Here is a 21,084-nt window from a genome sequence, read left to right as displayed (position 1 = left end):
TCTTCGATCCTAGCGGTCGATCTTGTCGAGAAGCTTGCCCTCGTACTGAGCGAGTACATCGAGGGAGACCGGGCGCTTGCGCATCATCTCCAGCTTCATCAGCTTGAAATTCAATTCGCGGACCCTGCGCTTCTTGTCATCCCCCTCTTCCATCTCCAGCACGAGCCGCCGCAGCGCGGCCACCTCATTGGTCAGCTCCACTTCCGGCGGAACGCATCCCGCATTCTTCAGGATCTTGTAGGCCATGCGGAGTTCTTCAGGGATGCCTGACAGGTCTTCCTGCACGATCGGCTTCCCCTTCCCCGGCAGGTTATCGAACTCCCCGCGTTCCATGGCTTCCTTGATCTTCCGCTCTGCTATCGTTGCCATGATGTCCATAATGGTTATGATCGCAAAACGCCCCCAATGAAGTCAACACCGGGCGGAGCTTGCTCGCGGCAAGAGGCAAAATCACCTGCTCACCTCCAGGTAAGCCTTTTCCATACGGGCCAACACCGCATCGAGGCTGAAGCGGCTGATGACGTACCGCCTCCCGTTCTCCCCCAGCCTCTCGGCTGCTGTTTCGTCCCGCAGCAGGGCGATAACTGCGTCGGCAAAGGCCTTCGGGGTATCGGCAACGAGGAGGTCGTTCCCCGGCGCGGCCTCGATACCTTCGTTTCCGAAGGTCGTCGTGACCACCGGAGTGCCCGCGGCCAGCGCGTCGAGGACCTTGACGATGATCCCTCCACCGGTCAGGATCGGGGCCACGAAGACGGCGGCGGTCTTGTAGAGTTCGTCGGTGTCGTCGACGAATCCGGTGACGACGGTGCCGGGATCGAGCTCGGCCAGCCTGGTCAGCTGCTCCGGCGGGCCGAAGCCGGCGATCACGAACTCGGCTTCCGGAAACTCATCACGCACCAGCGGCAGCACCCGGCTGTGGAACCACAGCGCCGCCTCGACGTTGTTGGGCCGGTACTTGTAGGAAGCCAGAAAGAGGAGCCTCTGCCTCACCCGTGGATAGCTGGTCGGCTTCAGGTCGAGTCCCGCGGGGATGGGGATGGTGGCCACCGGCAGCGCGGGAGCGATATCCTGCAGGTATCGGCGGTCGAAGTCGGAGAGGGTGAAGATGCGGTCGAAGCGGGACATGATGCATTTCTCCGCGGACTTCACCGCCTGCAACTTGCCCCAATGGAGCAGCCGGCTTACCCCCCGGCTGCGCTGGAACGAACGCTCAGCCGGCTTGGTGATCACGTCGTGAGCGTCCAGCACCATCGGGGTCTCGCCCCGCCTGATCATGATCGCGGTCTCCACCCACTCGACCTGCACCAGGTCGTAGTTCCCCTCCTTCACGAGGCGGTCGGCGAAGCGGCTGAAGGCCAGGTAGTTGGCGATGAGACGGGCGGCACCTGCAAGATCCCGTTTGACCACCTGTGGATAGGTGAAGGGATGGACGGAGGTGCAGAATTCCGCCAGCACGGGAAGGTAGGAAAGCTCACCCTCCTCGACCCTGGTGGCCAGATGGATCTCGTGGCGGGACGAAAGCCGGCGCAGGAGCTCGAAGACGTAACGCCCCCCCGCGTGGTAGGCCTTTTCCTGGGGGAGAAAAAGTGAGACGAAAAGGATTTTCATGGCACCCTTGTCATTGGCGCGTGCTGCAATGAGAGATAACGCCAGGTGATGCAGTCACTGCCGCTTTTGCCCAGAGAGAGCGGCTGCGCTGCAGAGTACCGCGATAGGGGGCCGATTGGCAAAGACAAAATGCAGGGGAAATCTCTGACAGTACCTAGCGCCGGCATGGCCGCCATCCGGTGGCGAAAGCTTGCGGAGCCGGATCTTTTATTTCACCCGTCCCTCTGATATAACTATAAGCAGGCAAAAAACACGGGAAAGGAGGAGCCGAAGATGAATCCGGAGATAGCTAAACTCAGCCCCGCGCAAAAACTGATGAAGCAGGCGATCCATGAAATCGACGACTATTTCGGCGAGGGCATCGCCTTCAAGAATATCGACTTCCTCGGAAGCTACATAGAGACCCTGGCTCTTCTGGAACTGAAGGACACCCTCAGGAACAAGCTTTGACGACGCCGACGAAACCGACGACGAAGCGGAATCGAGCTACCGGCTCAGGCGGGGATGATCTCTCACCGCTTGGGTAGCGAGAACCAGAAAGTGGCTCCCTCATCCAGAGCGCCCTCGGCCCAAACCCTGCCACCATGGCGCGCGATAATCCGTTGCACTATGGCCAGCCCCACCCCGGTCCCCTCGAACTCCTCCGTCCTGTGCAGCCGCTGGAACAGCCCGAAGAGCTTTTTACCGTAGGCCGCGTCGAAACCGACCCCGTTATCCCTGACAAAGAAGAAGGTCTCTGTTTCCTGTTCCAGGGCCCCGACCTCGATGCGGGCGCTGCCGCGGTCACGGGTGAACTTGACGGCGTTGGCCAGCAGGTTGTAGATCACCTGCCGCAGCATGGCCGAGTCCCCCACCACCTCGGGGAGCGCACCGATCACCCATTCGATGTCTCTACCCTTGGCCTCTTCCGCGACCTCCTTCACTATCCCCCTGACCAGCAGTCCGAAGTCAACCCGGGTCCTCATGATCTCGGCCCGCCCCATCCGGGAAAAGGCCAGCAGGTCGTCGATCAGATGCCCCATCTTGTCGGCGGCCTCGCTTATCACCTCCAGGTAGTGCCGGCTCTTGTCATCCAGCTCCGCCGAGGCGCGTGCGTTGAGGAGATCGACGAAGCCGCTGACGTGGCGCAGCGGCGCACGGAGATCATGGGAGACCGAATAGCTGAACGACTCCAGCTCGCGGTTGGTCGCCTCCAGCTGCTCGATCTGCGTCTTCAGCGCAGCATTGAGGTTATTGATTTCCGCCTCGCTCTGTTTTTGCCGGGAGATGTCCCTGATGACGGCGAATGCCCAGCTCCCTTCCGCCGCGTCCATGGGGGCGAGCATGATGTCGACCGGAATCTCGCGCCCCTCGCGGTTGAGGCCGTAGAGTTCCAGCCCGATCCCCATCTTCCTTGCCCGCGGGTCCTGGAAATATCCCTTCAGGTGCTGGCGGTGGCGCTCCCGGTAACGCTCCGGCATGAGCCGCTCCACCTCGATTCCCATCAGTTCGTCGCGCAGGTAGCCGAAGAGGATCTCCGTCTGCTGGTTCACCTTGCGGATGACGCCGTTGTCGTCGACCACCACGATGGCGTCGGGGGATTTCTCGAAAAGCTTCTCGAAAACGCCGCGGCTCCTGCGCAGGGTTTCTTCCATACTCCGCCTGTCGCCGGCGTCACGGGTGATCTTGCAGAAGCCGAGGTGTGCGCCTTTTGCATCGTACAAGGGGGTGATGGTGATGGAGGCCCAGAAACGGCTGCCGTCCTTGCGCAGGCGCCACTCCTCCAGGTCAACGCCCCCGCCAGCCTTGGCCATCTGCAGCTCTCTGGCGGGTTTCCCGGTCCCGATCTCCTCTGCCGGATAGAGGATGGAGAAGTGCTTTCCGATGACCTCATCGGCCGTGTAGCCCTTGATCAGTTCGGCACCGAGGTTCCAGGACCTGATGTAGCCCTCGGGATCCAGCATGAAGACGGCGTAGTCCCTGATCTGCTGCACCATGACGCGGAACTGCTCGTCTGCCGGCTGCAGCGGACCGGGCGACCCTCCCGGCGCGGGATCACTATGGGTGTTGTCATCTCTATTGGCCATCGGTTCTACCTGTCACGGCTTCACTGATCCGGCAACTCACTCCACTGCTCAGGGTCAAGGCCCCGTTCCAGCGATGATTATATTCCTTCCCTTCTTCTTTTACAAACAGACCCCGCAGGCGGATCCTCCGGGAGGAAGCGGCAAGGACAGCAACCTGGGCTGTGGAACTTGGCGTTGAGGCGGGATTAACGTTATAATAGTGCATACCGACAACTGCTTGAAAAACAGTTTCCATCAACCAATGACAACCTTTGAGTCTGGACGCTTTGCCTCAGGGAGATGGCTATGTCGAACCTCAAGTGGTACCAGCTATATTCCGACAGTGAGCCGATCATCGAGAAAGAGCTCCTGCACAAGGTTCTTTCCAACGGAGCTTACGCTACCTTTGCCCTGGTGAGGCACCAGGGTGAGTACAAGGCCATGCTCTACGTAAACGGCAAGAGGATCAACGGCCCCTCGCTGCCGCAGCCCCTGACCGATCCGAAGGAGGAGATCACCCACTGGATGGGCAACAAGCCCGGTGTGGGGTTGACCACCTCCGAGGCCGAGATGATCATCCAGGCGGTCACCGAGAGGATCGAACGCACCTCCTGAACTTCTCCCCTCCCATCCCCCTCCTTCTCCTCCCCCGCCCGGCAACAGACCGGACGGGGTTCGATAATTCCCCTGCTAAGCCGGAGGCGTGCCCTGCCCCGCCATCTCGCGCAGGGCACGGGCGGCGTAGATCATGTTGGCCAGCGCCGCCCTGGTCTCCGGCCATCCGCGCGTCTTCAGCCCGCAGTCGGGATTCACCCAGAGGCGCGCCCTGGGCACCGACTGGAGCGCGCGCTCCAGCAGGTCGTACATCTCCTGGCAGGCCGGGATGCGGGGAGAGTGGATGTCGTAGACCCCGGGGCCGATGTCATTGGGGTAGCTGAAGCTGGTGAAGGCCTCAAGTAGCTCCATCTGGGACCGCGAGGTCTCGATGGTGATGACGTCGGCGTCGAGGGCGGCGATGTTGGCGATGATGTCGTTGAACTCGGAGTAGCACATGTGGGTGTGGATCTGGGTCTCGTCACGCACCGCGGAGGTAGCCAGACGGAAGGAATCGACCGCCCAGCGCAGATACTCTTCCCGGTCGCTCGCCCTCAGCGGCAGTCCCTCGCGGAAGGCCGGCTCGTCGATCTGGATCACCGGCAGCCCCCCGTCCTCCAGGTCACGCACCTCGTCCCTTATGGCCAGGGCGATCTGCTTCGCCGTGTCGCGCCGGGGCTGGTCGTCCCGCACGAAGGACCACTGCAGGATGGTGACGGGGCCAGTCAGCATCCCCTTGACCGGCCTGTCGGTGAGCGACCGCGCGAAGGTGCTCCAGCGCACCGTCATCGGCCCCTTGCGCTCGACGTCCCCGTAGATGAGGGGTGGCCTGACGCAGCGGGACCCGAAGCTCTGCACCCATCCGTTCTGGGTGAAGCAGCACCCTTCCAGCTGCTCGCCGAAGTACTGCACCATGTCGTTTCGTTCGAATTCCCCGTGCACCAGCACGTCCATGCCGATCTCTTCCTGGAAGCGGATGGCCTGCTCGATCTCCCTCTCGATGGCGGCGTCATACTCCTGCTGGGTGATCTTCCCCTGGCTGAGCTGCGAACGGACCCTCCTGATCTCGGCGGTCTGCGGGAAGGACCCGATGGTGGTAGTGGGGAAGAGGGGGAGCTTCAGCGCCTGCTGCTGTTTTTCCCGCCGCTGCGGGAAAGGACTCTGCCGCTGCAGGTCCTGCGGCGCCACCGCCTCCGCGCGGGCCTTGACGCCGGGCTTGTGGATCAGGGCGGAGTTTCTCCGGCTTTCGATATCCCTCGCGTTTTCCGCCAGGAGACCCTCGTGATCCTCCCCCCCCGCCAGTGAGGCGATGGCCTTGACCTCGTCGAGCTTCTGCCGGGCAAAAGCGAGCCACGGCCTTACCTCGCCGGGGAGGACGCCGGCCTCGTCTTCGAGCTGGCAGTCGTAGGGGACATGGAGCAGGGAGCAGGAGGGGGCGACCAGCAGACGGTCCCCTCCGATGGCCTTGACTGCCCGCTTTGCCAGCGCCAGCGACCGCGACAGGTCGTTCTTCCAGATGTTGCGACCGTTGACCAGGCCAAGGGAAAGGCCTAGCCGCGGCGGCAGCTCCGCCAGTACCTGGTCCAACTGGTCCGGGGCCCTGACCAGGTCCAGGTGCAGTGCGTGGACGGGGAGGCCCACCGCCAGCCGGGTATTTTCCCGGAGACCCTCGAAATAGGTGGCGAGAATGACCTTCAGTTCCGGCACGGCTTCGGCGATCATGGCATAGGCCCGCCGGTAGCAATCGCGCGCCTGGTCATCCAGATCCAGCGCCAGGAAAGGCTCATCGATCTGGACGAATTCCGCCCCGGCTCTCTTGAGCTCCTGCAGCAGCTCGAGGTAAGCCGGCAGCAGGGCCTTAAGGAGATCCAGCCGATGGAAGCCTCTCTCCTTTTCCTTTCCCAGCAGAAGATAGCTCACCGGGCCGATCAACACCGGCTTTGCGGTGATCCCCAGCTTCCTGGCCTCGGCCAGTTCTCCCACCACCTTGGAGGGATCGAGCGCGAAGCCCTGGGACCGGCGGAACTCGGGAACGAGGTAGTGGTAGTTGGTGTCGAACCACTTGGTCATCTCCATGGCGATTATGTCGACCCCTTCCTGCTGGCACCCGCGGGCCATGGTGAAGTAGAGTTCCAGGCCGGAGCTCTCCCCCAGTTGCTGGTAGCGCGGGGGGATGGCACCGAGGGCCAGCGTCATGTCCAGCACCTGGTCGTAGAAGGAGAAGTCGTTGCAGGGGATGAGATCGATTCCGACCTGCTGCTGGGCCTGCCAGTGTGCGCGCCTGAGCCTCTCCCCCACCGCGGTCAGCTCTTTCAGATCGGATTGCCCTGCCCAGTACCGTTCGCACGCCGTCTTTAGTTCCCGGCGGCCGCCAATGCGGGGATAACCAAGGTTGTGGGTCCGCATCACTACCTCCAATGAATGATGATTTCGAGCTGTCGAAGCAGGTTTAGCCAAGGTTACGGGATCTGTGAAAGGGCGGCAAAGGCGCGAGGCTCCGCCGCTTGAATGGGCCGATCTGCTGCGGTTGATTGTAGCCTAAGGGCGGGTATTTACAACGAGGTGGAGCAAAGACGGGGCGACGAGAGGTTGAAGAGCCAACACCTGAGGCTGGATGAAAGAGCGGGGGCTGAGCCGGCAGCCTGAAAGGCCAGGATTTTCGCGACGGGAACGCTCGGAAACCGGAAGTGCCGGTGCCCCTCCCCGAGCGGAAGGGGCACCGGTGGCGCCAGGGACAGGGTCATTCCTCGGCGATGGAGACCTCGATGCGGCGAGGCTTCGCCGCCTCGGCCTTCGGCAGATGAAGGGTGAGGACACCGTTGTTGAACTCGGCCTTCACCGCCGCCTGATCGATCACGTCGGGGATCTGGAACTGACGGTAGTACGGCGCCCACTCGAACTCGCTGTAAACCGGGCGCCCCGGCGTCTCCTGCGAGACCGGAGCGTTGATGGTCAGCACCCCCTTCTCGACATGGATGTCCAGCGACTGCTTGCTCGCTCCCGGCAGATCGGCTATCAGCAACAGCCCGTTTTCTTCCTCCGTTATATTCACCGCGGGTCTCAGGAACCTTTCCGGTGCCCGCGTCTCCTCCCTGTTCTGGGTACTCATTTCCTGCTCACGCGTGGTCAAACCGCTCGCTGCCATGACTTTTCCTCCTATCATTTTCGTTTTCGAACGATTGTTATCCGAATCAGCTCTGCCTGATCTCGATCTTCCGCGGTTTAGCATGCTCCGACTTGGCCATGGTGATGCGCATGACGCCGTCCTTGTACTCGGCGGCGGTCTTGTCGGGGTTGATGTCGGCGGGAAGGTCGACGGTGCGGGTGAACTTGCCGAAGCCGAGCTCGCTTCGATGCAGCAGCCCCTTCTCCACGGGGAGCTTTCTCTCTCCGCTGATGGTCAGGGCGCCGCGCAATAGGGAAAGCTGCAGTTCCTTGGGATCGACTCCGGGGACCAGCGCCTCGATATAGACCCGCTCCTCGTCCTCGCTCAGGTTGAGCAGCGGGAAGCGCCGGGCCGAGGTCGGGGAGAGAAAGGTGGTGGCCAACGGACGGGCAACCCCTGCTCCGCGGAAAGCCTCATCTATCTCTCTCCTCAAAGTGTCCAGCTCATTGAAAATGCTCCAGCTCGCCATTTTTGGTTACCTCCTTTCGTTTGGTCCTTCTGCCGGAAACATAATAATTCTTTTACCAAAGTCAAGGGGGGGGACAGACGGCGGGAAGGGACGGAGGTGCCGCCATGGCCGAACGGGGCGGAAGTTTTTTTAGCAGGGAGATCCAGGAGACGCGCCCCCGTTCCGGATACGCCACATCACCCAAAGAGCGTTCCAGCCGGGAGAATCGACGGTGAGGAGATGAAGTCAGCGAGGCGTTGCCGGTGAGACTGAGAGAAGAGCACCCCTCCCCTCCTGTTACCGAAGGGGAGGGTGTGGCTCTTACATCATCGGCGCCTCTTCGCCGTTTCTGAAGTTCCTGAACTTTTTCTCGCGCTTATCCATGAGGGTTTTCAGCTTGGTCAACTGATCAGGGGTCAGCAGGGCCTGGAGCTGTTTCGCCTCCTGTGCCCTCTTCACCGCGAGGTCCGCCTGGGCGGCGGCGACTTTGGCCGACTGGGCGCGGATGGCCGATTCATCGGCGGTGCCGGACATGATCAGGGAACGGAGCTCGCGTCTTTCGCTCATCATGGTCTGGAAGAGCGGCTTGTTCTGGGCCCGGCTGCTTTCCAGGATGGCCTTGGCCTGGCTCTGCTGCTGGCTGGAGAGCCCCAGCTCCTTGGACATCTTCTTCAGGAAGTCGCCCCTGTGGTGCCCGCGCCGGTTATGCTGCTCACCGCATTTCACCCCGGGATCTTTGTCGGGCGAAGCGTTGCTGGCAGCAGCTATCTGGCTGCCGAAGGCTGTGGTTGCGGCGATGCAGGCAAAAAGTGCTATCGGTCTTAGCTGTCTTCTCATCTTCATTCTCCTTTTCGGCGCTGCCACTTGGGGCCCGCCTCTATTTGATGATCAGAACTTACCGCTTAATTGTGAATGCAATATGGAAGAATGAAGGAAATGGCAATAGATGAAAGCAAAGCAATTATTTTGTTCACATTGACCACGCATAATGTATACTGACGCACGTCGTGTTATCAAACTCCTCTGACAGGTTCTTTTCGATGGCGCCAGGCACTACCACCACCGAGCAGATAATCCCGAAGATCTTGCTGGTTGACGACATAGGGATGTTCCTGGAGATCCAGAAAAACATGCTGCGCTCCCTGCCGGTGGAAATTGCCACTGCCGCCGACGGTCAGGAAGCTCTGCGTCTGGTAGATCAATTCCGGCCCGACCTGATAGTGATGGACGCTAACATGCCGAGGCTCGACGGTATCGCCTGCTGCAAGGCCTTGAAGCAAAACGCCCGGCATCGCCAGATCCCTGTCATCATCACGGTCCCCAACTGCTCTGACAATGCAGAGGCCTGCCGCGCGGCCGGTTGCGATGCCCTCGTCAGGAAGCCCCTGGATGCCGGGATCTTCCTCGATGCCGTGACCTCCTTCATTCCCGTGATCGAAAGGCGGGAAAGGCGGGTCCAACTACTGACCCCGGTGGTGATCACGACCGGGAAACGTGAATTTTCCGGCGCGATCGTAGATCTAAGCAGAACCGGGGCCTTCGTGGAGCCCGATGAGACCCTCGATCCAGGGGCGTTGGTGGAGCTCTCGTTCTCCCTGCCGTCCGTTGGGGGACCTCCGCTGCGGCTCAGGGGAAAAGTCGTCAGGGTCTGCTCCCCCGATGCGCGCGGCATGCACTCGGGAGTCGGCGTCGCCTTCATCACCGCCAAAGGCGCGAGCTATCGTCTTCTCGAAAGCTCCCCCGTCTCCCGCCTGGTCAGCTTGGCCCGCTTCAACACTCCCGCCCCCTTCGACTGAATTTTCCTTAAAATTTCTCCTTGACACTCCGCGCGTGAAGATATAGTTTGATATCAAATCAATACACGGTGAATCAAATGGGAACAAAATACAAAGGGAACGAAAAAGAGGTCCGCGCTCTCGACACCTACATCAAGTTGGTGAGGAGCACCGAGGCGGTGAACGCCAGGACCTGCCAGAACTACCTGGAGGCAGGGCTCACGGTCAGCCAGTTCGGCGTGCTGGAGGCCCTCTTCCACGGAGGCCCTCTCTGCCAGCGAGACCTTGCGAAAAAGATCCTCAAGAGCACCGGCAACATCACCATGGTCATCGACAACCTCGAGAAGCGCCAGCTGGTCCAGCGCGAGCGTGACTCCGAGGACCGCCGCTTCATCACCATCCACCTGACCGACGAAGGGCTAAAGCTGATCAGCGCCATCTTCCCGCGGCAGGCTGCAGCGATTCTTGCCCAGATGGAGGTCTTGACCGATGAGGAGCAGGAGGAGTTGGGCCGCTTGTGTCGCAAGCTTGGCCTGAAACAAGGAGGTGGCGGGAAGGGGTAATTTTTTTGCACATACAGTTTGACGTCAAACGGCTCAATCTTTAACGCCAGTTTCGGGCAGCACAACTTAAATCACCCAAAGGAGTAGCGACATGAAATCAACCATAAAAAACCTGATCACATTGATAGCAGCAGCTGTCACCCTGACCCTGCCGGCACTCGCCCTGGCCGAGAGCTGGCAGATCGACCAGGACCATTCCAGCGTCGGCTTCAAGGTACGTCACATGATGGTCTCCAACGTCAAAGGGGACTTCAGCAAGTTCAGCGGCGTAGTCGACCTCGACAACAAGGACGTGACCAAATCCAAGGTCGCGGTGAACATCGACACCGCCTCGGTCAACACCGGAGTGGCCAAGCGGGACGATCATCTTAAGAGCGGAGACTTCCTCGACGTGGCCAAATACCCCGCCATGACCTTCGTCTCCAAAAAGGTGCAGAAGGCCGGCAAGAACAAGCTGAAGGTGGCAGGGCTTTTGACCCTTCACGGCATAACCAGGGAGGTGGTGCTCGACGTGGAGAACCTGAGCGGCGTCTCCAAGGACCCCTGGGGCAACCTCAGGAGGGGCGCTTCCGCCACCGCCAAGATAAGCCGCAAGGATTTCGGGCTGGTGTGGAACTCGACCCTTGAGACCGGCGGAGTGGCTGTCGCCGACGAGGTACTGATCACGCTCGACATCGAGATGACCAGGAAGTAGCTGAAACAATCGACAACCCCGCCTGCCGGCACAGGTGGCAGACGGGGTTGTTTTGCGGTCCGATCTTACCCACATTCTCTTTAATACATCTAGAGCCCCTCAGAAAGCAGCTTTTCCTCTCCCCGACCCTTGCCATCACCAGCTATACTGCTAGAATTTCCTGCGTCGTGACACTGACGCGTTGACAGGGGGTGCTATGAAAATTCCGGTTGTTTATCCAGATCAAAGGCGCGGCTTGGTAAAGGCAGAGGAACTTCAAAGGCTGATCGAGGAGGCCGCCATTCAATCCTTCCTGCGCAGTGACGGCGAGTCGGTCCGTGTCGGAGTGGACCCGGTCAGGGGAATGGGGGGGAGGAAATATCGCGGCCCCGAGCGCAGGGGCAATGTCGGCTTCTGCTAAACGGCAGTTTTAACAGATTATCGCGAAGGCCGGTTCCTCTGGGGACCGGCCTTGTCTGATACGGCGAACAAGGTGAAGAGGGTAGCTGTTTCTATGCCTCTGCGCCTCGCAACAATTCCCGCACGCGATTCCACTCCCGATTTCCGCCCTACCAATCTTCGCAACGCCTGCCAACGGCGCCTCACCATGGGCGCAGATGACTTTTTTCACATCTGCAAAACCGCTTTTTTGCATTTCTGCGAAACGTATACCGGGTCGCCCCGCATACCCTTAAATAGCGGGTTTATCGTCCCTTCCCCCTTCCCATGGAGAAACGCCGAAGGGGGATATTTTGCAATGCTGCAAAACCGGTAGCGGTTGCGATGTAGGGGTCCTTGTGTGACTGAAGATAACATCTTGAAATAAGACGATATTTTTGCGAATACAAAATCATATAACATTGGTATGCAAGTTGCTACTGGGTAACGCAGAAGCGAAATGAAAAGACTAAAGTGATAAGGAGGAAGAAATGAGTGACTTGAAATTGGGAAATCCTGCGGTAGTCGGCCTCGCTGGTTTCGGAATGACGACATTCGTGCTGCAATGTCATAACCTGGGATGGTGCGGCATCGCCCCCGTCCTCTGGCTCGGACTCTGCTTTGGCGGCAGCGCTCAGCTCATCGCCGGCCTGATGGAATTCAAAACCGGCAACAACTTCGGTTTTTGCGCCTTTACCGGTTATGGAGCTTTTTGGGTCTCGCTCTGCCTGATGTTGATATTCGGAAAGAACGCCGAGTTGGTCAAAGCCTATCCGACCCTTGCTTTCAACGCAAACGATCTCGGATTCTTCCTGGTAGCCTGGACCGTCTTCACCTTCATCCTCTTCATCGCGTCGATGAAGCACCACGCGACGCTGGCCTTCATCTTCCTCACCCTGCTCCTTGGCTTCATCGGTCTTGACGTGAAAGAATTTACCGGCAGCGCCCTTGCAGGCAAATTCGCAGCTTACGACCTGCTGATTTGCGCTTTCTCCGCGCTGTACCTGATGGCAGTCGCGGTGTATGCCGAATCCGGCATCAAGCTTCCTGTCGGCGAGGCGTGGATCAAGGACAGGGCCGAAGCTAAAGAAGGCCTCGCGGCTAACAAGGTTACTGCATAAATACTCCCTCCCGTAGCCGCATCCCTCGAAGCGGCCGTCCGGGAGCGATCCAAAACGTAGAAAGAAGAAGGGCCATGGCAACCAGCCATGGCCCTTCTTCTTTGTGCGCATTCGGCAGCGCGAGTACTGTCGGAACTGGGATAGACGGTCGGTTTTTGTTGGGGCAATGGCTGTCGCAGCACTTGCTGCTATTGCCGCATCTGGAAAGTACCAGTCGGGCCGGTCACCTACCACAGGTAAATGGAGTCATTGTCGAAGTGGCGCCGGTTGAAGTACAGGAACAGGTTCAGCAGCAGGAACAGAACCATGACCCAGAAAGCATTGAGGCGATAGTGGTAGTCAGGGACGACGCTCCCCGAAACTGTGACCATCTGCTGGACTGGGAGCAGAAGGAGGTTGGCGATCCCATTGCAGCTAACGACAAAATTGTAGGCGATGAGCAGCCAGAGGGTGAGTCGTTGCCGCTTCAGGATCCCGACAATGAGGTACAAAGAGATGATGCTGTCGGCAAAGATAAGCGATTCGCTGGCATCGCCTGGGTATAGTTTCCCCATGAAAGGAAACGGCTCGCCAAGGTGGGAAAGGGTGATGAGCATGGAAAGGATGTAAATACCGACCAGGGGGACCAGCGCAATGGGCCCCCTCTTCTCATCCGCCACTACAGCGGTCCTGTGATCTGTCTCTTTCAAGGTACCCCTCCTTGGTCACTCCGTTAATGCACCCATAAGCCACGGCCATGACCGTCACCGCCTCGACAGACGTTACTCTTCTTCTACGACCTTCAATAAAATAGATCATCGTTATACTAACAGGAAAGTCAGCCTCGCGCAACATCAGTTTGCCATTCCCCTTCGACGGCTCTGGATGTGCCTCATTTGACAAGGGGAAACCTGCTCCGCTGCCAGTTTTTTCCTGTTTCCAGACTTTCAGTCAAAGCAGCGCTGGATGGTTTTGATATGACACGGAGGTCGCGAGTGTAGTCACCAAACATCGTCATCATATGGCGCAGAGGGGATTCGTCATGGACATATTCCATGATCAGCGGCGACTTCTCGTTGCGGGTGCACGATACGTCAGTCTTGTGGTCATCCCTATTTCAAGGCGTGACTTTGCCGCCATCGGGGACGTACCGGGCGGCGACGATCTTGATCTGTTTTGCGAAAGTGCGGTGGAGATTTTGCAGTTGTGCAAATGCCGCATCGCGTTCGGTTAGTAGAGATTAACATGCTGATATTACAAGGCATGCCATCGCTCTTCCCGCCCTTCCCCCTCCAAGCCATTTTGCTCTTGTGCAAAAACAAAAAGGTCCTGGCATGAAATAACCCTAAAATGGCGCTCGCGTAAGTAGCTGAAATCAGGCGTCGGAACATGATATACAAAATCTTAAAACGTTGGTATGCAAGTTGCTAAAGGATAGGCAAGCGTCATCAAATCCAATAGTGGAGGTATAAAGGCATGGCACAAACGTCATCTAACAAGGGCTGGCAGGTAGTAATGGCCGGAACGGGAATCAACCTGGCGCTCGGGGTTTTGTATGCCTGGAGTATCTTCAAGGGCGCAATCAAGTCGTCCATCGAGAAAGGTGGAGCCGACGCTTTCCAGTGGAGCCTCTCGTCGATCAATGATCCCTATGCGTTGTGCTGCCTTTTCTTCGCCTTCTCCATGATCTTCGCCGGCAAGTGCCAGGACAAGATCGGCCCGGCCCGTACCGCGCTGATCGGCGGCATCCTGGTGGCGGCCGGATTCTCGCTCATGGGCTACTCCAACAGCTACGCCGCCTGGGTAACCGGCTTCGGCGTTTTGGCAGGCTCGGGCTTCGGTTTCGGCTACTCCGCAGCCACCCCCCCTGCCCTTAAATGGTTCTCCTCCAAGAAAACCGGCCTCATCGCAGGCATAGTGGTCGCAGGCTTCGGTCTGGCGCCGGTTTACATCGCGCCGCTCTCCAGCTACCTGCTCGGCATCTTCGGAATCCAGAAATCGATGTTCTTCCTCGCTGCCGGCTTCGCGGTCATCGTCTGCGGCCTCTCCTTCCTGCTGGTGAATCCGCCCAAGGGCTTCGTCCCGGCCGAGCCGATCGCTAAAGGGGACGCCGGCAAGGCTATCGCCAAGAAGGCTGTCTACGACGCCAACGTCGGCGAGATGCTCCGCTCCGGCAAGTTCTACCTCCTCTGGGTCGCCTTCTTCATCGGCGCCGGTGCAGGCCTCATGGTCATCGGCTCGGTGGCCGGCCTCGCCAAGCACAGCATGGGCTCCATGGCCTTCGTAGCAGTCGCCATCATGGCAATCGGCAACGCCTCCGGCCGCGTCGTCGCCGGTGTGGTTTCCGACAAGATCGGACGTCGCGCCACCCTGACCATCATGCTCTCTTTCCAGGCTATCCTGATGTTCGCAGCCATCCCGGTGGTCGGCTCCAACAGCGCAGCACTGCTGGTACTGCTGGCCTCCTTCATCGGCTTCAACTACGGCTCCAACCTGACCCTCTTCCCCTCCTTCGCCAAGGACTACTGGGGGTTCAAGAACTACGGCCTCAACTACGGCGTGCTCTTCAGCGCCTGGGGCGTCGGCGGTCTGGTCATGGGCCGCGTCTCGGAAATGCTGAACGCCCAGCCGGGCGGCCTGAACAAGTCCTTCATCCTGGCCGGCGCCTGCTGCGCGATGGGCACCATCCTCACCTTCTTCCTGCGTGAGAAGAAAGCCGTTACCGTCGAGGCAACCGAGATGGCAGGCGAGAAGGTTGCTGTCAAGATCGGCACCTCTGCCTGATGCCGCACCCGATCAAGCCTCAGATAAAAGAGGGTCATGCATTTCTGCATGGCCCTTTTTTTACTGATAATGTTAATATGACGCACCCTGAAAAAACGCTAACGCAACGAGGGAATGAATGGATACTACCTATGTGACAATAATGCTGGTCGTTTTCCTGGTGTTGACCGGCCTGGCGATTGACATAGGCTACCTCTATGTCAGCGAGGAAGACCTCAAAACAGCGGCCGAGACAGCTGCGCTGGCCGGCGCGCAGGCGATAAAGCAGAGGATGCTGTTCCAGGTGCAGAACGATCCGTCAAGGATCGACGAGGCAGCCACCGACCTGATCCAGCCGGGCGCACGGAACGCCGCCATCGAGGTGGTTTCGGGAAAACATACCGCCACCGCGCTTATGGAGCTCTCCAACAGCAACGTGAACGCCTTCACCGGCGACAACGACATCACCGTCGGTTTCTGGAATATAAGCAGCCGCAGCTACACCCCCGGCGGGACACCGGTAAACGCCATCCAGGTCCGCACCAAGCGTACCGCTGAGAGCGCCTCCGTCGGCCTCGGCTCACTGGGGAGCTTCATGGCCAAGATCACCGGGAGCGAATCGTTCGGCGAGACCCCGGTCGCCATAGCAGCCATCCCGGCAGGGACGACGGCCAACGTGGCGATCTGCACCGAAGCCTGTGATGCCGCCTGCACCTACCCCGCGGTCTGCACGGTCAAGGAAAGAAAGATGACCTCCGGGCCGGCGAATGCCCGCAATGCGGCGCCGTCAGCGGATCGCTTCCTCTACACCTCCCTGCTCCACCCCGTCACCCTCACCAACACCATGTCCGACCTCGTTTGCCAGGAAATGCCGCAGCAGGAAGTCTGCGGGCGCCCCATCTACACCTCCGCCGGGGCAAGCAACGACATCCTGCGCGACATCAAGGCCATGATGTATGACACGAAGGTCGACAGCGCCACCAAGGAATTCGACAAGAGCGGCAAGGTGACCGGGTGGTGGGCGATACTCCCCGTGACCGACTGCGCCGCGGTGAAGGCAGGACAGGTCTTCGAGGCGCACATGGTGACCAAGTATTCGCTAGTGCGCATCACCAGGATCTGCGCCAGCGGCCCCCCAGGCTGCGGGCATACCGCATCGGATGCATCCGCAGCGGCCTGCGCCGCCGGAGAAGAAGGGATCTACATTGACCGCATCTCCTGTGTAGGCTGCGGCAGCAAGGCCAGGATACTCTTCCCCGGCCTCCACCCGGTCCTCGTCGGCCAATAGAGGGACGCGGAGCCCCCCGCCTGGGGCGGGCCTCCGTTCACCACCCGCCGTGGCGACGTGAATTCGCCTTCCCCTCTCACCGTAGGGAGATTGATCCCCCCCCGGAGGGAGGGTGACAGGGGGTGGGGGAAGCCCTGATTTAATGCCCGAGACTAAAGAGGGGCGGGTCCGAAGACCCGCCCCTCTTGTCGAATCAGAAGTTATCCGATTTCGATCCCGCGCGATAAGCAGTAGCACCTTACTGCAGCAAAGTGACCTTGCCGTCGTCGAGGTCATACTTGGCGGCGATGATCTTGATCTTGCCGTGCTTCTGCTCCCCTGCGAGGAGCTTCGACCTCTTGGTCAGATCGGACGCGACAGCCTTGGTGTTGACCGCAACGGCGCATTCAACGATCTCCTCGTTGGTTTTGCCTTTGCAGTCTTTCTTGGCCTTCTTGGAGGAGGGCTCAATGGCCTTTACGATGGCCCCGATGTTACCTTCCGGCTTGCCCTTCGCGTTGACCGCAGCGGTCACCGCGCCGCAACGCTCGTGGCCGAGCACCATGACCAGCGGCGACCCGAGGTGTTCCACGGCGTACTCCACGCTCCCGACCACGATGGGATCTGCGACGTTACCGGCCACGCGGATGACGAATATCTCGCCCAGGGATTTGTCGAAGATCAGTTCGGGGGGAACGCGGGAGTCCGAGCAGGAGAGGATGACGGCGTAGGGATGCTGACTTTTGGACAGCTTCTCGCGGGCCGATGCGTCGGTCGCGGCGCAGGCGCCGAGCTTGCTCTCGACATAGCGCTTGTTGCCGTCCATCAGTTTCTGCAGGGCCTCGTCCGGGGTGACCCCGGCGCCGGTGCTCGATGCCAGGGCGACCCCGACCGTTGCGGCCAGCCCTGCGGCGAGGATGACCAACTTGCCAACTACGGTGCAGCACTTCATAACAGATCCTCCTTTTGATTTAATTGGGGAAATCCCCATCACAGTGAGAAACAGCGGCACATTCTCACACAAATCCGCGCATTATTCCAGCCTAATCTGATATTTCTAAAGATCTGTCAGTATAAGCGGAGGGAGCTTCTGTCCCACTTAAGGGCCTGCATGGGTGAAAGGCCTTGATGGCTCCGCTCTGAGACATCCGGCTCAGGTGATTTCTTGCATAGAGCTCGCAGCTGTGATACTGAGTCAGCTGTCGGTGGATTGTGATCTTGCCGCTTGAGGGAGTTGAGGGGGGAGTATGACCAATCTATTCATGCTGGCCATGATGTTCTGTGCCGGGATCGCCATCGCGCTGCAGCCTTCAGTGAATGCGCGCCTGGCCCAGAAGGTCGGTGTCATCGAAAGCGCCTGCATCTCCTTCGCCGTCGGCACCATCGTCCTGTTCCTTGTTATTGCTGCCACAGGGAGGCTCAGTCTCAGAGGGATCGACGGTACTGCCTGGTGGGAATGGACCGGCGGGGCCTTGGGGGCATTGTTCGTCTCGATGACGATCTTTCTCGTGCCGCGTATCGGCACCGCGGCTGCGATGTCGGCAACGATCGCCGCACAGCTCACCGTCGGCATTCTCCTCGATCATTTCGGAGCGTTCGGGTTAAGACACATTCCGGCAGACCCGAAGCGGATAATCGGGAGCCTGCTCCTCTTCGCGGGTGTCGCGCTGATCGCCAGGCGCTGATTGTCTGACGGGTAAACTGGACAAACACACACCCACCCATCATCGAGGGATCCCAATCTCCTCGCATCGGAGCTAGCAGCCTATGTGGCTAAAACTTATAGCGGTAGTCGTCATTCTTCTGGCAGGAATCTACCTGATAGCTTTTCTTGAAGAAACCCTGGTCAGCGGTCCCCGCAGGAGGACGCTGGAGCGCAAGGCGCGCGAGAAACTGAATCAGGGGAAGAAGAGAGAGGAAGAGAAAAGAGACGACAGCGAGATTTGAGCCGTCTGAGACTGTCTTTACGTTTTTCTTTGCGTCTTAGCGTCTTTGCGTGAGCTGGTTACCCTTCCCCGAGATAGATCCCGACCGCCATCGCGCAGATGACGACCAGCGAGAAGAGGGCGAAGTGCCAATCCTTCTGCTTCACGAAGATGTAGCCCGCCACCACCACCCGCATGGCCGGTGTGCCGAGTAACACCAGCAGTCCCGCCGTCATCAGCTTGGGAGCGAAATTCGTCATCCCTACAACCATAGCGACGATGCCGGCGCCGAGCAAAGTCGCAGCCACTATCGATCCGATGCGCAGAAGCCGGGCGAGCACCAGCTCGATCGCCTCGACCTCGGCGGCCTTCTTCCCCTCAGCCCCTTGCGTCACCACCACTTAATCCCCCGATAGATCATTTGAACAGCCGTGTAGGCGATGACAGGTATGAAGAAGAGCCTGATGCGGCTCGCCTTCATGTGCATCATGAGCCTCGCCCCCAGTATCGCCCCCAGCAGTACGCCGAGCACGACAGGGCCCGTTACCAGCGGGTCAACGTCGCCCCGGGCGAAGTAGACCACAGCCCCCGAGGCCGCCGTCACCCCTATCATGAAATTTGAAGTCGCGGTGGAGGCCTTGAATGGCATCCGCATGACCTGGTCCATGGCCGGCACCTTGAATATTCCGGCACCTATGCCGAGGAGACCTGCGGCAGCTCCCGAGAAGTACATGATTACCAGCCCGGGGAGCGTCCTCGTCACCTGGTACTCCACCTGGTGTCCCAGCGCCTTGTCGAAATAAGATCCGTTCAGCCGCAGCTTCTTGGAGATGGCATCGGGCTCGACGCCGACCGGAAGCTCGCTCTTCCTGGTCCTGAACATGTTGTAGGCCGAGTAGGACAGGAGCAGCCCGAAAAGGACGAAGAGGTGTCGCTGGTTGATCATGCCGGCGATAAGAGCACCGGAGAGCGCTCCGATGGAGGTCCCCATCTCCAGCCAGATCGCCACCCTGGTGTTCGTCAGCCGGTCCCTGAGAAAGGCCACCGCCGCCCCGGTCGAAGTGGCGATGATGGAAACAGTCGAGGCTGCCACGGCGTGTCGAATGGACATGCCGAAGCCGAGCGTGAGGGCGGGGACAATGATGATGCCGCCGCCCAGCCCGAGGATGGAACCGACAATCCCGGCACCGATACCTACCAGGAACACTTCCAGAAAATTAATAACCACTATTACTGCCCCGATTACACATCATATGTTTCTGCTCTAGTGAGACAGCAATTTACCGTTTATCCCTCGGCGTTACAAACTAAAAAACAGGCACAGCCGAGGCTCTACAACCAAAGGACCTGCACAAACAATAGGCGCGGCTGCCTCCATTTTGCCTCATCTGCTATCACAGTGCATTCAGGATGCTTGATAAACCCCGCAATTCATCGCCATTTACAAGTAAAGCCCGTACTGGCATAGCTCCTGCTATAGGACGACACAGGTACCGAAGCACAAAGAAGTGCACTGTGCCATGGAAGACAGGCAAAGGCGCCTCTCCAATTCGGTGAGAGGCGCCTTTTTTATTTCAATGATCGAAAGGGGGAGACTCGGCCACTGGTGGCTGATAGGGCAAAGCAGCTTGGAGTCGTACTCAACATCAATTACAAAGGAGTAAGCAATGAAAAGAACTTCCAGGATTCTCACAATGGCAATGGCGCTGACTATCGCAGCAACCGGTGTCGCAATGGCGACCCCCTCGACCCAGATCTGGATCCCGTCGACCGATGTCCAGGCATACAAGACACTGCATCTTGGCATCGACAACTACACCCGCACCTCCAGCGGCGGCGGCGGGGCTACCTCCAGCCGCCCCAACGTCTATGACCTCGGACTGACCGCAGGCGTCCTCCCCTTTGAGAAGGTCCAGGCCGAAGTCGGCATCGATTACATCACCAACGGCATCTCCGGTTACGACGGCAACCCCATCTCCTTCAACGTCAAGCTGGCCACTCCGGAAGACTCCATGTTCACCTACTCTCCGGCCCTGGCAGTCGGCAGCTACGGCATCGGGACCAACGGCAGCAAGAAGAGCTCCTTCAGGACCGACCAGAACATCATCTACGGTCTCGCCGCGAGGACCCTCCCCGTCGTCGGCAGGCTCTCCGCTGGCTACTACACCGGCAACGACGACGTCCTCGTCGACAGGGATGGCAAGAAAGAAAACGACGGCGTGCTCGTCTCCTGGGACCGCACCATGACCGAGATCTCCGACAAGCTGTGGCTGGCCGTTGACTACCAGGGCGGCAAGAACGCAGTAGGCGCCCTGAACTTCGGTGCCGCCTGGAACTTTTCCAAGAACGTCTCCGTCATCTTCGGTTACGACATCTACAATGATCAGAAAGTAGCCGGCAGGAACACCTTCACCACCCAGGTCGACATCAACTTCCCGTAACTCTCTTCAGGTTCAGGAGAAGGTCACCAGTTAACAAAGCCGTACCCTTCCGGAGGGTACGGCTTTTTCAATTACGGCGGGTCAGGGTGGGGCTGGCGTTGAGGTTCAAACAGAGGCTCACGGAACATTCGACACTGGCATAAAATAAAAGGTTGACTGGGCAAGAAAGCATGTGGTACAAGTTGGGACTCAATGACGCGGGGTGGAGCAGTCTGGTAGCTCGTCGGGCTCATAACCCGAAGGTCACAGGTTCAAATCCTGTCCCCGCAACCAAAGAA

Annotated in this window: 24 protein-coding genes and 1 tRNA gene; 14 read left to right on the top strand and 11 right to left on the bottom strand. The window is 59.3% G+C overall.

The window, feature by feature from the left end; translation table 11 throughout:
* Window positions 1–9: 9 nt before the first annotated feature.
* The gene (locus AC11W3_RS05670; protein WP_484088693.1) at window positions 10–369 is read right to left on the bottom strand and encodes a DnaJ family domain-containing protein; all 360 of its coding nucleotides are present in this window, start codon (window positions 367–369) and stop codon (window positions 10–12) included.
* An 81-nt stretch (window positions 370–450) separates the two neighbouring features.
* Complete coding sequence (locus AC11W3_RS05665; RefSeq protein ID WP_484088692.1) at window positions 451–1,608, bottom strand: glycosyltransferase family 4 protein; 1,158 nt, start codon at window positions 1,606–1,608, stop codon at window positions 451–453.
* Between the two features lie 273 nt (window positions 1,609–1,881).
* Between AC11W3_RS05665 and AC11W3_RS05660 the strand changes: the two genes are divergently transcribed.
* A complete protein-coding gene (locus tag AC11W3_RS05660) occupies window positions 1,882–2,058 on the top strand; it encodes a hypothetical protein (protein WP_484088691.1) in 177 nt (58 codons plus the stop codon).
* Between the two features lie 62 nt (window positions 2,059–2,120).
* Here the strand turns inward: AC11W3_RS05660 and AC11W3_RS05655 are convergent, their stop codons facing one another.
* Complete coding sequence (locus AC11W3_RS05655) at window positions 2,121–3,674, bottom strand: sensor histidine kinase (protein ID WP_484088690.1); 1,554 nt, start codon at window positions 3,672–3,674, stop codon at window positions 2,121–2,123.
* Window positions 3,675–3,959: 285 nt separating this feature from the next.
* Between AC11W3_RS05655 and AC11W3_RS05650 the strand changes: the two genes are divergently transcribed.
* On the top strand, window positions 3,960–4,268 hold the full coding sequence (locus AC11W3_RS05650) for a hypothetical protein (protein ID WP_484088689.1): 309 nt from the start codon (window positions 3,960–3,962) through the stop codon (window positions 4,266–4,268).
* A gap of 75 nt (window positions 4,269–4,343) precedes the next feature.
* On the opposite strand, the gene metE is transcribed toward AC11W3_RS05650, so the two are convergent.
* The 4 genes from metE to AC11W3_RS05630 form a co-directional block, all read right to left on the bottom strand.
* Window positions 4,344–6,653 (bottom strand): 5-methyltetrahydropteroyltriglutamate--homocysteine S-methyltransferase, encoded by a 2,310-nt coding sequence (metE, locus tag AC11W3_RS05645; protein ID WP_484092623.1) that lies wholly within the window; start codon window positions 6,651–6,653, stop codon window positions 4,344–4,346.
* Window positions 6,654–6,987: 334 nt separating this feature from the next.
* Entirely contained in the window at window positions 6,988–7,392 is a 405-nt protein-coding gene (locus AC11W3_RS05640; protein ID WP_484088687.1) for an Hsp20/alpha crystallin family protein, read from the bottom strand.
* A gap of 46 nt (window positions 7,393–7,438) precedes the next feature.
* Entirely contained in the window at window positions 7,439–7,882 is a 444-nt protein-coding gene (locus AC11W3_RS05635) for an Hsp20/alpha crystallin family protein (RefSeq protein WP_484088686.1), read from the bottom strand.
* A gap of 300 nt (window positions 7,883–8,182) precedes the next feature.
* Window positions 8,183–8,698: a Spy/CpxP family protein refolding chaperone gene (locus tag AC11W3_RS05630; RefSeq protein WP_484088685.1), complete on the bottom strand. Its 516-nt coding sequence runs from the start codon at window positions 8,696–8,698 to the stop codon at window positions 8,183–8,185.
* 203 nt (window positions 8,699–8,901) lie between these two features.
* Here AC11W3_RS05630 and AC11W3_RS05625 point away from each other — a divergent pair, with 203 nt between their 5' ends.
* The 5 genes from AC11W3_RS05625 to AC11W3_RS05605 all read left to right on the top strand — a co-directional run bounded on the left by AC11W3_RS05625 (window position 8,902) and on the right by AC11W3_RS05605 (window position 12,431).
* Window positions 8,902–9,657, top strand: a complete 756-nt coding sequence (locus AC11W3_RS05625; RefSeq protein WP_484088684.1) for a response regulator — start codon at window positions 8,902–8,904, stop codon at window positions 9,655–9,657.
* A 77-nt stretch (window positions 9,658–9,734) separates the two neighbouring features.
* Window positions 9,735–10,199 (top strand): MarR family winged helix-turn-helix transcriptional regulator, encoded by a 465-nt coding sequence (locus AC11W3_RS05620; protein ID WP_484088683.1) that lies wholly within the window; start codon window positions 9,735–9,737, stop codon window positions 10,197–10,199.
* Window positions 10,200–10,290: 91 nt separating this feature from the next.
* Entirely contained in the window at window positions 10,291–10,893 is a 603-nt protein-coding gene (locus tag AC11W3_RS05615) for a YceI family protein (RefSeq protein ID WP_484088682.1), read from the top strand.
* Window positions 10,894–11,089: 196 nt separating this feature from the next.
* On the top strand, window positions 11,090–11,293 hold the full coding sequence (locus AC11W3_RS05610) for a GSU3473 family protein (protein WP_484088681.1): 204 nt from the start codon (window positions 11,090–11,092) through the stop codon (window positions 11,291–11,293).
* A gap of 508 nt (window positions 11,294–11,801) precedes the next feature.
* Window positions 11,802–12,431, top strand: coding sequence for an acetate uptake transporter (locus AC11W3_RS05605; protein WP_484088680.1), 630 nt, complete (start codon window positions 11,802–11,804; stop codon window positions 12,429–12,431).
* 227 nt (window positions 12,432–12,658) lie between these two features.
* Here the strand turns inward: AC11W3_RS05605 and AC11W3_RS05600 are convergent, their stop codons facing one another.
* Window positions 12,659–13,120: a hypothetical protein gene (locus AC11W3_RS05600; protein WP_484088679.1), complete on the bottom strand. Its 462-nt coding sequence runs from the start codon at window positions 13,118–13,120 to the stop codon at window positions 12,659–12,661.
* A 332-nt stretch (window positions 13,121–13,452) separates the two neighbouring features.
* Between AC11W3_RS05600 and AC11W3_RS05595 the strand changes: the two genes are divergently transcribed.
* The 3 genes from AC11W3_RS05595 (at window position 13,453) to AC11W3_RS05585 (ending at window position 16,461) form a co-directional block, all read left to right on the top strand.
* Window positions 13,453–13,644 carry a hypothetical protein gene (locus tag AC11W3_RS05595; RefSeq protein WP_484088678.1) on the top strand — a complete coding sequence of 64 codons (192 nt, stop codon included), beginning with the start codon at window positions 13,453–13,455 and terminating at the stop codon, window positions 13,642–13,644.
* 242 nt (window positions 13,645–13,886) lie between these two features.
* Complete coding sequence (locus AC11W3_RS05590; protein WP_484088677.1) at window positions 13,887–15,194, top strand: L-lactate MFS transporter; 1,308 nt, start codon at window positions 13,887–13,889, stop codon at window positions 15,192–15,194.
* A gap of 118 nt (window positions 15,195–15,312) precedes the next feature.
* Window positions 15,313–16,461: a pilus assembly protein TadG-related protein gene (locus AC11W3_RS05585; RefSeq protein ID WP_484088676.1), complete on the top strand. Its 1,149-nt coding sequence runs from the start codon at window positions 15,313–15,315 to the stop codon at window positions 16,459–16,461.
* A gap of 238 nt (window positions 16,462–16,699) precedes the next feature.
* Here the strand turns inward: AC11W3_RS05585 and AC11W3_RS05580 are convergent, their stop codons facing one another.
* Window positions 16,700–17,392 (bottom strand): carbonic anhydrase, encoded by a 693-nt coding sequence (locus AC11W3_RS05580; protein WP_484088675.1) that lies wholly within the window; start codon window positions 17,390–17,392, stop codon window positions 16,700–16,702.
* 295 nt (window positions 17,393–17,687) lie between these two features.
* Between AC11W3_RS05580 and AC11W3_RS05575 the strand changes: the two genes are divergently transcribed.
* Both AC11W3_RS05575 and AC11W3_RS05570 read left to right on the top strand, forming a co-directional pair.
* Entirely contained in the window at window positions 17,688–18,125 is a 438-nt protein-coding gene (locus AC11W3_RS05575; RefSeq protein ID WP_484088674.1) for a DMT family transporter, read from the top strand.
* 82 nt (window positions 18,126–18,207) lie between these two features.
* Window positions 18,208–18,387 (top strand): hypothetical protein, encoded by a 180-nt coding sequence (locus tag AC11W3_RS05570; RefSeq protein ID WP_484088673.1) that lies wholly within the window; start codon window positions 18,208–18,210, stop codon window positions 18,385–18,387.
* 58 nt (window positions 18,388–18,445) lie between these two features.
* Here AC11W3_RS05570 and AC11W3_RS05565 read toward each other — a convergent pair whose 3' ends face one another.
* Together AC11W3_RS05565 and AC11W3_RS05560 are read right to left on the bottom strand one after the other, a co-directional pair.
* A complete protein-coding gene (locus tag AC11W3_RS05565; RefSeq protein ID WP_484088672.1) occupies window positions 18,446–18,766 on the bottom strand; it encodes a DUF1634 domain-containing protein in 321 nt (106 codons plus the stop codon).
* Window positions 18,757–19,593, bottom strand: coding sequence for a sulfite exporter TauE/SafE family protein (locus tag AC11W3_RS05560; protein WP_484088671.1), 837 nt, complete (start codon window positions 19,591–19,593; stop codon window positions 18,757–18,759). Before AC11W3_RS05560 ends, AC11W3_RS05565 begins: the two co-directional genes overlap by 10 nt.
* A 439-nt stretch (window positions 19,594–20,032) precedes the next feature.
* Between AC11W3_RS05560 and AC11W3_RS05555 the strand changes: the two genes are divergently transcribed.
* Both AC11W3_RS05555 and AC11W3_RS05550 read left to right on the top strand, forming a co-directional pair.
* A complete protein-coding gene (locus AC11W3_RS05555) occupies window positions 20,033–20,806 on the top strand; it encodes a hypothetical protein (protein ID WP_484088670.1) in 774 nt (257 codons plus the stop codon).
* A 196-nt stretch (window positions 20,807–21,002) separates the two neighbouring features.
* Window positions 21,003–21,079 (top strand) — tRNA-Met (locus AC11W3_RS05550).
* The last annotated feature ends 5 nt before the right edge of the window (window positions 21,080–21,084 follow it).

It is taken from the genome of Geomonas sp. (assembly GCF_056994735.1).
Note: the sequence above shows the minus strand (reverse complement) of the source record. Positions and strands in the feature narration are given on the sequence as shown.